This window comes from Chloracidobacterium sp. N, assembly GCF_018304765.1.
Classification (GTDB): domain Bacteria; phylum Acidobacteriota; class Blastocatellia; order Chloracidobacteriales; family Chloracidobacteriaceae; genus Chloracidobacterium; species Chloracidobacterium aggregatum.
In genome coordinates this window covers 351,139-363,461 of sequence record NZ_CP072643.1, presented here as the reverse complement: position 1 = coordinate 363,461, position 12,323 = coordinate 351,139, and the positions used below count along the sequence as shown (strand labels likewise).

Below are 12,323 nucleotides of genomic sequence, written 5' to 3'. Positions count from 1 at the left end.
GCGCATGTTGGGTGGCATAGCGGGTATTTGCTGATTTTTACTTGAGAAGCCGTTCATATTCGTCATGCGTACCAATCCAAAACCACGTTACCGTATCGCCTCTCAGCAATCCAAGCGCTCTGTATCCCAAACCAATGCGTACTGAGTAAACTGGCTGGCTTTCTTTCACTCGCTTGAAGAAAAGGCCTGGATGGGCTGGATTATCTCGCCACAATTTGTAAACCTGCCGTGCTCGCTGACGGATTTCTGGTGGCAAAGCCCAGTAATGTTTCCAGAATGACGGAGTGGTTTGGGAATTCATTGATGCTCGATGAACTCACCGTGTGCATCGAACATCGGCAATACTTTACCTTCATTCATCCCGGCTTCGACTGCCGCTGCCAGCGCCGCCAGCTTATCATCGTTGGTTGCCGCAAATTGCGTATCCCATATCGCTTCATCCGCTGCCACTTCTTCAAAGGTTTCTTCGCCGGGCAACGGATGTGTTTTGAGGAAGAGCGCAAATTGATAAAGTTGTACCGTGCGCGCCAGGGGCATGGCCGCAGCAATCTCTGTGATGGCCTTTATCAAATCTGCGTGAGTCTGTCGTATGTTTGTTTCCATAATTTTCGCTCCGTCGAAATGTGGATAGCAGTCAGTGACGCCGTGCTTGCACAAGCCTGATCGGCTGCTTCCCGATTTCGCCGCAGGCGCTCAAGGGACTGTTGACGTTCTCTGACAGCAGGAGATTCGAGTTCCCGCACAAAATCAGCAGTGTCTCCAGGTTCGGCCAGGGAACCTCGCGCCACGCCCGGAAAGTGCAGAAACTTCCCCGTCCCGTGACTCGCCTGTTTCTCCACACCGGCGCTCACGTCAGTTGCGAATACATCCCAATACGTCTCTTCTTTGGGCAAGCGCAGGAAACAGCGATAGATCGCCTCGGCCAAGGCCATTCATTTCTGCCAGGCGATCAACTCCCGGTAACGTTGCAGCGATGCCATACGGCGCCAACACTCCCTGGCTGCTGCCCATTACCACTCCCAGCCACTCGCCATTCGCTACTCACCACTCGCCGTGTCTGTTACACCTCCACGACAGGAAACTGCGTCGGGAGCGGCGGTTGCGGCACGATGGACCGGTTGGACACTTGGACGCCCCGCAGATGGCGACGTATCGGACCGCGATAGACAGCCCCGCAGCGGCGGCACCGGTAGTAGGTCTCGCCAGGCTTCAACTGCTTGCGCAGGTCGTCGGGCGCCGTCAGCCATTCCCGCAGGTGGCCGCTGCAGACGCTTTCCTTGCCCTTGTCGTCCACTTTTTTGACTGTGCAGTTGTGTTGAATGTCAGGGTTTTGCAGGGTTAGAATTTCCATCACCATTTCCTCCCGGATTAGGGAACGTCCTGCAGTACACTGTTGACCGGAAAGCCTACGGTACACTGTATGCGGCCACACGCCAAGCACGTACCTGCGCCAGGGCGCGCCAGTGGTAGAGATGGCTTCAATCCTGTTCGTGGAGTTGCGACGTGCGCCTGCCATTTGAACCGGCTTCCTTCCCGGATGTGCTGAACACACTGCTTCAGTACGACCTCACGCCAGCCATCATCTTCCTTCCAAGTCGCCGTGGGTGTGACGAAGCCGTGGACAGCTTCCGCCGGACGCGCCTGCCGGATTTGTCCAGCGAGCAGCAGCGGCGCATTGCCAATATCGTCGCGGAGTACCCCGACGAAGCCACCTACGTCGAGCAGCACCGGCAGTTCTTTTTGCTGTTGCGAAAGGGCATTGCCGCCCACCACGCCGGCCAGTTGCCGGCCTGGAAACACGTCGTCGAACGGGCGATGGCGGCTGGCGCGCTGCGCGCCGTTTTTGCGACCTCGACACTGGCCGCCGGAATTGACATGCCAGCGCGCTCCGTGGTGATTACGGCTTCCAGCCTGCGCTCCGATGACGGCCACCGGGACATCAAGGCCTTCGAGCTGGCCCAGATGACCGGCCGCGCCGGCCGGCGGGGACGTGACCGGGTCGGGTTTGCCATTTTCGTGCCCGGCCCCTTCCAGGATATGCACGTCATTGCCGAAAAACTGCTCAGTCCGCCGGAGCCGGTCGAGAGCGCCTTTGACGCCAACTACACCATGGCGCTCAACCTGCTTCAGAAAATGTCGCCCCAGGCGGCCCGCAGCCTCATCGAGCGCAGTTTCCGGCACTTTCAGAACCGGAAGCTCGCTGACCGCCTGCGGCCACGACTTCAGGAAGTCAAAGCCCTGCTGGATGCCGATGCCGAACAGTGCCCGGCCGGCGACCGCGCCCTGACCTTTGCCGCGTACCGTCCGATTGCCCGCGAACTGGCGGCAGCGCGCAAGCAACTGCGCCGCTGGCAAAATGCCAAACGGCAGCTCGATCTCGACGATCCTAACACCCGCGCCGATTATGAAGCGGCTGTGGCCACGGTGGACCGGCTTGAGGCGGCCGCCAACGATTTTCCCTGTTCCATGTGCTCCCAGGTCGGCAACTGTGGGCCCCGCGCGGCAGAAATCCTCGAAGCCCAGCGGCGCTATGAGCACCTTGCGGCCCGCTGCTCTGAGGTCGAAAACGGTCTGTGGGAACGCTTCAAAAAATGCGTCGCCGTGTTGCAGCACTATGGCTATCTCGACCGGCATTGGCAGCCGACGCCCGATGGGCAGTGGGCCGCGCAGTTGCGGGTGGACAACGCCGTTTTCGTCGGTGAGCTGATCCGGGCCGGCATTCTCGATGTCGAAAGCCCGCGTCACCTGGCCGCCCTGTGTGGGGCCATTGCCGCCGAAGACCGTGAGTTTCCGCTCTATGAAGAAACCCGTGCCGAATATCTGCGTCCGCTGCGGCAGGTGCGCGGTATTGCCTACGCCATTGCCGACGTGCAGGCGCGCTATGACAACTACTGCACGATGACGATTGACTACGATGCCGGCCGGCTGCTGTGGACGTGGGCCGATGGACAGTGCGCCTGGGAGACCCTGCTGGCCATGACCGAAGCCGTTGAAGGGGATGTGGCGCGGCTGTTGCTGCGTACCTCGGACTTGCTGGGGCAGTTGGCCGGCCTTTCAGCCTCGCATCCCAAGCTGGCGGAGCAGGCGCGGGCGGCCATCTATGCCATTCGCCGTCCGCCGGTCGAAGACTGACCATGAACGCTGCGCGGGGGGAATGCCGCCGGCTCGATGTGGGTTGCGGACGACGGAAGCTGCCGGGGGCAATTGGATTAGACCAGGTGGCTTTGCCCGGCGTGGATGTCGTCCACGATTTGAACGTCATTCCCTATCCGTTTCCTGACGGGGCGTTTGATGAAATCCACGCCCGGCACGTCATCGAGCACGTGGCCTCGGTTCCGGCCTTTCTGGCTGAACTGCACCGCATTGCGGCACCCGGAGCGCGGCTCTACATCGAGACGCCGCATTACTCGTCGCTCGGTTCGTGGAATGACCCGACGCACCGCTGGCACCTGAGCGCCTACAGCTTTGACTATTTCGCCGTCGGGCATCCGGCGGCGCACTACGTTGGCGGCGGCTTTCGCCTGCTCCGCATCGAGATTACCTTCCTGCGCCTGTGGCGCTGGCTGGGCGTGGCCTGGCTTGTCAATGCCGTCAACCGGCATCCGCGCTGGCGAATCTTTCGCAAAACCTGGGAAGAATACCTCAGTTTCATCATTCGGGCGCGCGACATCCACGCCACGCTCGAAGTCGTCAAGCCGGAGGCGGAGACAGCGTCCGGCTTGCAGTCCGCACGGCAAAACGTATAGCCTAGCCGTTGTGCCACAGCACCGGGCAGAGGCGGGTGCCGGGGAGGCGTTGGGTCGGCCCCAAGGTGGTCGCCGACGGAAGCCTTGCTCACGTTTTGAAGGGGAAGTCAATGAAGTTCCGGTCGTTCGGGATAACCTGGTGGTTGGGAGTGGCCTTGTTCACCGGACTGGCCGCCGCCCAGGAAACGGCGCTGCCAGCCGCGCCACCCCGCGACCTCGTCTTTCCCGGAATGAACCTTCCCGGCGATGAGCCGCCGCCGGAATGGGTACGAACCTTGACCGAACGGGCGGAGAACTACTTTGTCTTGGGCGCGCGGGCGTTTGACGCCAACCGTTCGGAGTCGGCGCGCGAATACTTCAACCTGGCGGTGGATGTGCTGCTGGAATCTCCGGCGGGCGCGCGGGCGCATCCGGCGCTCAACGCCTACTATCGCCAGTTGATTGAGCGCATCCGCTACTACGATCTCCAGATGCAGCAGACCGAAGTGGGTTGGGGCGAGCAACGCTTTACGCCTTCGCCGCTCGATCTGCTGCGGGATGTCGTGGTTTCCGACGCCGATCTGGCCGAAGTGGAAGTGCGTGGCGAACTGGATTTCACGGCCGTGGCGGCAACGCCTGAAGTGCGGCGGTTTCTGGCCTACTTCACCCGTGGCGCCGGACGGGCCACGATTATCAATGGTTTGCGCCGGAGCGGTCGCTACCTCGATCTGGCCCGCCGCATCTTTGCCGAGGAAGGCGTGCCGCAGGATTTGGTGTGGCTGGCTCAGGCCGAGTCCGGGTGGAGTCCGGGCGCGCTGTCACCGGCTGCCGCCTACGGCATCTGGCAGTTCATTCCTTCCACCGGGGCGCGTTTCGGACTGGTGCAGAATGCCTGGATTGACGAGCGGGGCGGCATTGAGCAGCCCACCCGCGCCGCTGCCCGCTATCTGAAATGGCTCAACCGGCGCTTCAATGGCGACTGGCTGCTGGCCATGGCCGCCTACAACTGTGGCGAGGGCAATGTCGAGCGGGCGCTGGCGCGCAGCCGTTACCAGGATTTCTGGTCGCTGCAACGGCAGGGACTGCTCCCCCGTGAGACGCAAAACTACGTGCCGATCATCCTCTCGATGATTCTCATCGCCAAGCACCCGGAACTCTACGGCTTTCATAATGTGCCGCGTGAAGCGCCACTCCGCTACGATGTGTTGCCCGTCACCTCCACGGTGGACCTGCGAACCGTTGCCACCCAGGCCGGTCTCGCGCCGGAAGTCATCCGCAGTTACAACCCGGAACTGCTGACCTACACCGTCCCGGCCAACTATCGCCTGCGGGTTCCGCCCGGCGCGCGGTCCGGGGTGCAGACGGCACTTCTGGCCCTCCAGGCGACGCCACAGCGCCCGGACGGGACGGTTCGGACGCGCCTGGCGCGCCGGAAACGTCCGTAGCCGTAGCCGATGCCCTTGCCAGTCCCGACCGACCTTCCGCCCTCTGTGTTTCCAGAGGTGCTGCCACCACATGCCGGCGCCTGGCTGTGCGTGGTGGATGTGGAAGGGATGGTGCGGCAGTGGTCGGTCGGGGGTGTGGACGGCTGGCGTGACCGGTTTGCACTCGGCTCCGTCGCCAAGCTCGTCGTGGCGCTGGTTGTACAGTCCCTTGAGGAACATGAGCTGGTGCGGCTTGACGAGCCACTGCTGCCTGGTTGCCCGGTCACACTGCGGTGTCTGTTGCGCCACACGGCCGGGCTGCCGGATGTACTGCCTTCGTCTTCACTTGACCTGGCACAGGCACTGTCCAGCCGTCTGTTGCCGCCGGAGACTGCCTTTTCCTACAGCAACCTGGGCTTCGCCGTCATTGGCGCCTGGCTGGTGTCGCGCACGGGACAGCCAGTATCAGCACTGGCGGCACGCCACGTCTTTGCGCCCCACGCCATGGATCGGGCCAGCCTGCGCGATGATGTGTTGGGGGCAGCGGGTGGGCTGACGGCGACCGGCGAGGATGTCGCCCGGCTGCTGAAGGGGCTGCTGTGTGCGCCGTCGCTGCTCAAATCGCTGGTGACGGCAACGGTCAATGTGCCGGGGCAGCCCGGTCTGTCGGCCGGGCTGGGCTGTTTTCGGCGCGTTTGTGGAGATACCTGGCTGGTGGAACACGAGGGGTTCACCGGCGATGCCGCCTGCGTGGTGTGTCTGGCACCGGAAGCCGGCTGGGGCTATGCCATGTTGACCAAAGGCTGGCCGTACCGCCTCCGCCGGACACGCAACCAACTTGAAAGCGCTTGGTTCGGGCTGCTGCCGGCAGCCGAAATGCCACTGCGGCGGCTGCCAGCCGCAGCGGCGGCGCGGTATGTCGGCGACTATGTGAACGGCCCCCGGCACGTGCGTATCGTCAGCCGGGAGAACGGACTCCACCTTGAGCGCGCAGGGCAGCGTTTCCCGCTCGTGCAGGCAGGTGAAGAGCACCTTGCCGTGGCCGTGCCGCTCCGGGACAGGCCCCCGACGATTGCCGTCGTCACCGGGGCCGATGGCTGCGCCGTCGCCCTGTATCCGTTCGGCTCGCTGCGCGCCCTGTGCCGCTCATTCGGTTGAGGCTGCCGGCTGGCTTTCCAGCGCATTGTGCAGCGCATGCCAGGGCAGACTGGCGCATTTGACACGCACCGGATAGTGGCTGACGTTTTCAAACATGGTGAGCTTGCCGAGATGGTGGGCTTCACGTGCCGGGTCAAGCTCACCCTTGACGAGGCGGTGAAACTCCTCGAAGAGCTGTTCGGCCTCGGCCCGCTTCCTGCCTTTGACGCTGGTGGTCATCATCGAGGCGGAGGCCATGCAGATGGCACAACCGGCTCCCTGGAAAGCCACATCCTCCAGCGTGTCATCGGGCCCGACGTTGACATAGACCGTCACCCGGTCGCCGCACAGCGGATTGGCCCCTTCACACTTGTACTGTGCGTTCTCGATGGCCCGAAAGTTCTTCGGGTGCTTGCTCAGATAGATGATTTGTTCGCCGTAAAGACTTTTGTTGCTCATGGTGGTGACGCCCTAAAGGGCAAAGACGGCAATGGTCTTCTCGATGGCCGCGCCAAGGGCTTCGATTTCCGACGGCAGGTTATAGAACGCAAAGGAAGCCCGCGCCGTTGCCGGGACGCCATACCGCGCCATGAGGGGCTGCGCACAGTGATGTCCGGCACGGATGGCAACGCCTTCCTGGTCAAGCAACGTGCCGATGTCGTGGGGATGGATGCCGTCAATGACGAAGGAAATGATGGCCGCTTTGCGGGACGCCGTTCCGATGATGCGGACGCCGGGGATGGCCGTCAGCCGCTCCGTGGCCTGTTCGAGCAGTTGGTGCTCGTAGGCTGCAATGGCTTCCAGCCCGATCCGGCGCATGTACTCGATAGCCGTCCCCAGTCCGATGACCTCGGCAATGGCCGGTGTGCCGGCCTCGAACTTGTGGGGAATCGGCGCGTAGGTCGTCTTTTCAAAGGTGACGGTTTCGATCATATCGCCGCCGCCGAGAAACGGATTCATCCGTTCGAGCCACGCCGCCTTGCCATACAGAATGCCGACACCGGTTGGGCCGTAGGTTTTGTGGCCGGAAAAGACATAGAAATCACAGTCGAGCGCCTGGACATCCACCGGCATGTGGGGCGCGGCCTGCGCGCCGTCCACGAGGACGGGAACACCTTGGGCATGAGCCAGCCGGATGATTTCCTCCACGGGATGAATCGTGCCCAGCGCGTTGGAGATGTGGCCGACGGCCACGAGCCTGGTGCGGTCAGTCAGCAGTTTTTCGTAGGCTTCCAGAATCAGTTCGCCCCGATCATCCACGGGGATAACCCGCAGGTGTGCGCCTTTTTCCTCACACAGCATCTGCCACGGGACGATATTGGCGTGGTGCTCGGTGGCCGAAATGATGATTTCGTCCCCGGCGCCGACGAACTTCCGCCCGTAGCCGTGCGCCACAAGGTTGATGCCTTCGGTCGTACCTTTCGTGAAGATGATCTGGCGTGCTTCGGGAGCGTTGATGAGTTGCGCCACCAGGTGGCGCGTCTGCTCGTAAGCCTGAGTCGCCTTGGCTGACAACAGGTGAATGCTGCGCCGCACGGTCGAGTATTCTTCCGTGTAGAACCGGTTCATGCGGTCAATGACCACCTGCGGTTTCTGGCTGGTGGCGGCATTGTCGAGATACACAAGTGGGTGGCCGTTGATGGTGCGCCGGAGCGTTGGAAAGTCTGCCCGCAAAGCGGCGACATCGAGCGCGGGTGGCGTTGCCAGAACTGCTTGAGCCGTCATAACACACAATCTCCAGAAGCCGACTGGGATGATTCGACGCGCTTGGCCAGCGCGCCGTCGAGCCGAACCTTGAGGGAGGGGACGGGAAGTTTTTCGCTGACCTCGCGGGCAAAGCCAAACGTCAGCAGACGGCGGGCGTCGGCCAGCGTCAGGCCCCGGCTGCGAAGGTAAAAAATTTCGTCTTCGTCAAGCTGGCCGACCGTCGCGCCATGGCCGCACTTGACATCGTCGGCAAAGATTTCGAGTTGGGGTTTGGTGTCCACCCGTGCCTTTTCGGACAGCAGAAGGTTTTTGTTGGTGGTGACGGCGTTTGTCTGCTGAGCGCCGTGGCCGACGATGACCCGCCCGTCAAAGACCCCGTGGGCCTGTTCATCAAAAATGCCCTTGTAGAGGATTTCACTGGTGCTGTTGGGAACGGCGTGGTCCACCGTCACGTGGGTATCGGCAAGCTGTTGTCCGCGCAGAGCCTGGAGACCATAGAGCCGGCATTCACCGCCTTCGTCCAGGAACCGGGCGTGGATGTCCTGCCGCGAGAGCTGTCCGCCCAAGGTGTGGGCATGTCCGGTGAAAACCGCGCCCCGGCCAATGTCCACCCGGAGGTCGGCGATATGGTAGGCGGCAGTGCCTTCGGTCTGTACCTTGATGTGGGTCAGGTTGGCGCCCTGACCCAGCCGTACATCCGTCACGGTGTTGGTCAGGTAGGGATGCGCGCCGAACCGTCCTTCCTCATCGCACAGCACAGTGTGAATCTCGACGACGGTCGCAATGGCGGCTTCGTCGAGTTCGATGATGACGCGCGGATGCGTCATGCGGTCGTCGTCCGTCGGCGCGGTGACAAAGAACAGGCCAATTGGCGCGGCCAAGGCTTTGCCGCGCGCGACCCGAATGGTGACACCCTCGCGTAGAAACGCCGTGTTGAGCGCCCGGAAGGGGGAAGCTTCGGCTTCCGGCAGGGAAGCCGGGCCATCGAGACGCCGGATTTCGACACCTGCCGGCAGTCCGCTGAGGTTGGAGAGCGCCGCCTGGAAAGCGCCGTTGACGAAGACCATCCGTGTCGTTGCCGACTCATCGAAGAAGGCGATCCCGGATTGCAGGTTGGCGGCCATCAGTCCGTCCGCCGTGGCAGGGCGAAAGGGGCGTTTGGTCAGTGGGGCAAGGTTCGTGTAGCGCCAGGCTTCGTCCCTGACCGTCGGCAGACCGAGGCGCTCGAACGTGGCAAAGGCGTCTTCCTGCACCCGTCCGTAGGACGAGGCGGCGCGTACTGGTGCCAGCGCAGCAAAGGCTTCGGCAAAGGGATTGGGTGTTTTGGCCGTTTCGGCTTTCATCGTCATACCCCCGCTCCTGCCCCGGCGGCTTTGGCTTCGACTTCTTCCCGAATCCAGTCGTAGCCGCGCTGCTCCAGTTCCAGCGCCAGTTCCTTGCCGCCGGATTTGACGATGCGCCCGTCGAGCAGGACGTGGACGAAATCCGGCTGGATGTAATCCAGCAGCCGCTGGTAGTGCGTCACAAGGATGATGGCGTTGTCGTCGGTATGGAGCCGGTTGACGCCGTTGGCCACGATGCGCAGCGCGTCAATATCCAGCCCGGAATCGGTTTCATCGAGCACGGCCAGCTTTGGCTCCAGAATGGCCATCTGCAGGATTTCATTGCGCTTTTTCTCGCCGCCCGAAAAGCCCTCGTTGACAGACCGTTCAATGAAGGTGCGGTCCATCTCCACGATTTTGATCTTTTCCTGAAGCAGATCGTCGAACTCCAGCGGGTCGAGTTCTTCTTCGCCATGGTGCTTGCGGAGCTGGTTGTAGGCCGCGCGCAGAAAGGTGGCGTTGCTGACGCCGGGGATTTCCATCGGGTATTGAAACGCCAGAAAAACGCCCTCGCGTGCGCGCTCATCGGGTTCGAGTTCAAGCAGGTTTTTCCCGAAGTACAGGACTTCGCCGGCCGTGACTGTGTAATCGGGATGCCCGGCCAGCACCTTGGACAGCGTGCTTTTGCCTGACCCGTTGGGGCCCATGATGGCGTGAATTTCGCCGGCCCGCACCGTGAGGTTGACCCCACGCAGAATGGGGCGGTCTTCGATGACCGCCTGAAGGTTGTTGATGTCAAGTATGATTGGGGCTTCTTTCACTGCCGTATCCCTTTCTGTACCTTGCCCTGTGTCTTGCGCCCTGGCTGTCAAAAATGGCGCGCGTTGTGTCTAACCAACGGAGTTTTCGAGCTTGAGGCCGAGCAGCCGCTGGGCTTCGACGGCAAACTCCATGGGCAGCTCCCGGATGACTTCCTTGCAGAAGCCGCTGATGATCATCGAAATGGCGTCTTCCTGCGGGATGCCGCGCTGCATGAAGTAGAAGATTTGCTCTTCGCTGATTTTGGAAGTCGTGGCTTCGTGCTCGACCCGGGCGGTGTGGTTCTGCACTTCGATGTAGGGAAAAGTGTTCGCGCCACAGTCGTGACCGATGAGCATCGAGTCGCACTGGGTGTAGTTGCGGGCGTTTTCCGCGCCGGGCAGGATTTTGACCAGCCCCCGGTAGCTGTTGTTCGACCGCCCGGCAGAGATGCCCTTCGACACAATGCGTGACCGCGTGTTTTTGCCGATGTGGATCATTTTCGTTCCGGTATCGGCCTGCTGGCGGTGGTTGGTCAGTGCCACGGAGTAAAACTCGCCCACCGAGTTGTCGCCGATGAGCACACAGCTCGGATACTTCCAGGTGATGGCCGAGCCGGTTTCGACCTGCGTCCAGGAAATTTTCGAGTTGCGCCCCAGACACTTGCCGCGCTTCGTGACGAAGTTGTAAATGCCGCCGCGTCCTTCTTCGTCCCCGGCATACCAGTTCTGGACGGTGGAATACTTGATGTCGGCGTCATCCAGCGCGACGAGTTCGACCACGGCCGCATGCAACTGGTTTTTGTCAAACTTCGGCGCCGTGCAGCCTTCTAGGTAGGAAACCGACGCGCCTTCCTCGCAGATGATGAGCGTCCGCTCGAACTGTCCCGATTCCGAGTTGTTGATGCGGAAGTAGCTCGACAGCTCCATCGGGCACTGGACGCCCTTGGGCACGAAGACGAAGGACCCGTCGCTGAACACCGCCGAGTTGAGCGCTGCGAAGTAGTTGTCCGTGATGGGCACGACCGTGCCGAGATACCGCTGGACGAGTTCCGGGTGTTCCTTCACGGCTTCCGAAAAGGAACAGAAGATGACGCCATGCTCACGGAGCTTTTCCTTGTAGGTCGTGGCCACTGAAACGCTGTCGAAGATGGCATCCACCGCCACATTGGCCAGCATCTTCTGCTCGTGCAGTGGAATGCCAAGCTTTTCAAAGGTGGCGAGCAGCTCCGGGTCCACTTCGTCGAGGCTGTTGAGCTGCTTCTTTGGCTTCGGCGCTGAGTAGTAGATGATGTCCTGGTAATCAATGGGCGGATACGTCACGTTCTGCCAGGCCGGCTCCGTCATCTTCAGCCACTGCCGGTAGGCTTTAAGCCGGAACTCCAGCATAAAGGACGGCTCTTCCTTCTTGGCTGAAATCAGCCGGATGGTGTCTTCACTGAGGCCACGCGGGGCGACATCGGATTCGATGTCGGTCGTAAACCCGTATTTGTATTCCTGTGTGGCCAGGGTGGCAGCAAGCGCGCTCATGACGATGTTCCTTCCTCGTGGTTGACCAAGTGTGTGTGCCGGGGGACATCCCGCACCAGCGCCCAATCGCTGACTGTCAGACGGACATTGCCGCCGAAGAACGTGCCGGACGCTGGATTTGAAACAGCCGCTCACTCACTTCACATTCGTGGTGGACGAGCTGGGCGAGGGTAATCCGGCTGAGAACCTGCTTGACGGTCTCATTGAGTATCTGGAGCACCGGACGGATGCCGCAGTCCGTGTTGTGGACGCAGACTTCCTGAATGCCTGAAAAACTCTTGCAGTGTTCTTCCAGATCGGCATGCTCAAAAACACTGATGACTTCGCTGACCGTGATCTGGTCGGCCGGGCGGGCCAGCATGTAGCCTCCCTTAATCCCACGCGCTGACTTCACGATGCCGGCGTTGCTGAGCAGCCAGAGAATCTTGCCGGCATTGGCCGTGGAAATCCCTTCCCGCTCGCCAATCTGTTTGAGGGTCAGCCCCTGTCCGTCGGGTTGGCGGGCAAGCTGGATGAGGCAGCGAAGTCCATATTCTTCTTGCGCCGTAATTCGCATCGGTGTGAAACTCTACTTCATGATCCGGGGCTTTCCCTCGGTCGGATTCCAGTGCCATCCACCTTACCGAATACTTTACTTTTTCGTCAACAATGTCTGCCTGGCTTCGACCGGGTGGCGGACAG

At 61.5% G+C, this 12,323-nt stretch carries 13 protein-coding genes; 4 read left to right on the top strand and 9 right to left on the bottom strand.

Annotation, left to right across the window (positions count from 1 at the left end; genetic code table 11):
* Positions 1-37: 37 nt before the first annotated feature.
* The 3 genes from J8C05_RS15785 to J8C05_RS12615 form a co-directional block, all read right to left on the bottom strand.
* A complete protein-coding gene (locus tag J8C05_RS15785; protein WP_246604703.1) occupies positions 38-301 on the bottom strand; it encodes a type II toxin-antitoxin system RelE family toxin in 264 nt (87 codons plus the stop codon).
* Positions 298-603, bottom strand: a complete 306-nt coding sequence (locus J8C05_RS12620) for a hypothetical protein (protein WP_211423880.1) — start codon at positions 601-603, stop codon at positions 298-300. The genes J8C05_RS15785 and J8C05_RS12620 overlap by 4 nt, the downstream gene beginning before the upstream one ends.
* A 457-nt stretch (positions 604-1,060) precedes the next feature.
* The gene (locus tag J8C05_RS12615) at positions 1,061-1,351 is read right to left on the bottom strand and encodes a hypothetical protein (RefSeq protein ID WP_211423879.1); all 291 of its coding nucleotides are present in this window, start codon (positions 1,349-1,351) and stop codon (positions 1,061-1,063) included.
* 152 nt (positions 1,352-1,503) lie between these two features.
* On the opposite strand from J8C05_RS12615, the gene J8C05_RS12610 reads away from it, so the two are divergent.
* The 4 genes from J8C05_RS12610 (at position 1,504) to J8C05_RS12595 (ending at position 6,307) form a co-directional block, all read left to right on the top strand.
* Complete coding sequence (locus J8C05_RS12610) at positions 1,504-3,132, top strand: DEAD/DEAH box helicase (RefSeq protein WP_211423878.1); 1,629 nt, start codon at positions 1,504-1,506, stop codon at positions 3,130-3,132.
* 2 nt (positions 3,133-3,134) lie between these two features.
* A complete protein-coding gene (locus J8C05_RS12605) occupies positions 3,135-3,746 on the top strand; it encodes a class I SAM-dependent methyltransferase (protein WP_211423877.1) in 612 nt (203 codons plus the stop codon).
* 110 nt (positions 3,747-3,856) lie between these two features.
* A complete protein-coding gene (locus J8C05_RS12600) occupies positions 3,857-5,170 on the top strand; it encodes a lytic transglycosylase domain-containing protein (RefSeq protein ID WP_211423876.1) in 1,314 nt (437 codons plus the stop codon).
* 9 nt (positions 5,171-5,179) lie between these two features.
* Positions 5,180-6,307, top strand: a complete 1,128-nt coding sequence (locus J8C05_RS12595; RefSeq protein ID WP_211423875.1) for a serine hydrolase domain-containing protein — start codon at positions 5,180-5,182, stop codon at positions 6,305-6,307.
* Here the strand turns inward: J8C05_RS12595 and sufU are convergent.
* From sufU to J8C05_RS12565, 6 genes are all read right to left on the bottom strand, one after another.
* Entirely contained in the window at positions 6,296-6,745 is a 450-nt protein-coding gene (sufU, locus tag J8C05_RS12590; protein ID WP_058868402.1) for a Fe-S cluster assembly sulfur transfer protein SufU, read from the bottom strand. The genes J8C05_RS12595 and sufU overlap by 12 nt on opposite strands.
* Positions 6,746-6,757: 12 nt before the next feature.
* Positions 6,758-8,011 carry a cysteine desulfurase gene (locus J8C05_RS12585; RefSeq protein WP_211423874.1) on the bottom strand — a complete coding sequence of 418 codons (1,254 nt, stop codon included), beginning with the start codon at positions 8,009-8,011 and terminating at the stop codon, positions 6,758-6,760.
* On the bottom strand, positions 8,008-9,342 hold the full coding sequence (gene sufD / locus J8C05_RS12580) for a Fe-S cluster assembly protein SufD (protein ID WP_211423873.1): 1,335 nt from the start codon (positions 9,340-9,342) through the stop codon (positions 8,008-8,010). Before sufD ends, J8C05_RS12585 begins: the two co-directional genes overlap by 4 nt.
* Positions 9,339-10,136: a Fe-S cluster assembly ATPase SufC gene (gene sufC / locus J8C05_RS12575; RefSeq protein ID WP_211423872.1), complete on the bottom strand. Its 798-nt coding sequence runs from the start codon at positions 10,134-10,136 to the stop codon at positions 9,339-9,341. Before sufC ends, sufD begins: the two co-directional genes overlap by 4 nt.
* A 69-nt stretch (positions 10,137-10,205) precedes the next feature.
* Positions 10,206-11,642 (bottom strand): Fe-S cluster assembly protein SufB, encoded by a 1,437-nt coding sequence (gene sufB / locus J8C05_RS12570; RefSeq protein ID WP_211423871.1) that lies wholly within the window; start codon positions 11,640-11,642, stop codon positions 10,206-10,208.
* A 76-nt stretch (positions 11,643-11,718) separates the two neighbouring features.
* Positions 11,719-12,198: an RrF2 family transcriptional regulator gene (locus J8C05_RS12565; RefSeq protein WP_058868397.1), complete on the bottom strand. Its 480-nt coding sequence runs from the start codon at positions 12,196-12,198 to the stop codon at positions 11,719-11,721.
* Positions 12,199-12,323 lie beyond the last annotated feature (125 nt).

What these genes read in the sequence shown, in the direction of transcription:
- J8C05_RS12600 (WP_211423876.1), top strand. Translation starts at nt 3,857, where the DNA reads ATGAAGTTCCGGTCGTTCGGGATAACCTGGTGGTTGGGAGTGGCCTTG.
- J8C05_RS12585 (WP_211423874.1), bottom strand. Translation starts at nt 8,011, where the DNA reads ATGACGGCTCAAGCAGTTCTGGCAACGCCACCCGCGCTCGATGTCGCC.
- J8C05_RS12565 (WP_058868397.1), bottom strand. Translation starts at nt 12,198, where the DNA reads ATGCGAATTACGGCGCAAGAAGAATATGGACTTCGCTGCCTCATCCAG.
- J8C05_RS12620 (WP_211423880.1), bottom strand. Translation starts at nt 603, where the DNA reads ATGGAAACAAACATACGACAGACTCACGCAGATTTGATAAAGGCCATC.
- J8C05_RS15785 (WP_246604703.1), bottom strand. Translation starts at nt 301, where the DNA reads ATGAATTCCCAAACCACTCCGTCATTCTGGAAACATTACTGGGCTTTG.
- sufB (WP_211423871.1), bottom strand. Translation starts at nt 11,642, where the DNA reads ATGAGCGCGCTTGCTGCCACCCTGGCCACACAGGAATACAAATACGGG.
- J8C05_RS12615 (WP_211423879.1), bottom strand. Translation starts at nt 1,351, where the DNA reads ATGGAAATTCTAACCCTGCAAAACCCTGACATTCAACACAACTGCACA.
- J8C05_RS12605 (WP_211423877.1), top strand. Translation starts at nt 3,135, where the DNA reads ATGAACGCTGCGCGGGGGGAATGCCGCCGGCTCGATGTGGGTTGCGGA.
- J8C05_RS12595 (WP_211423875.1), top strand. Translation starts at nt 5,180, where the DNA reads ATGCCCTTGCCAGTCCCGACCGACCTTCCGCCCTCTGTGTTTCCAGAG.
- sufU (WP_058868402.1), bottom strand. Translation starts at nt 6,745, where the DNA reads ATGAGCAACAAAAGTCTTTACGGCGAACAAATCATCTATCTGAGCAAG.
- sufD (WP_211423873.1), bottom strand. Translation starts at nt 9,342, where the DNA reads ATGACGATGAAAGCCGAAACGGCCAAAACACCCAATCCCTTTGCCGAA.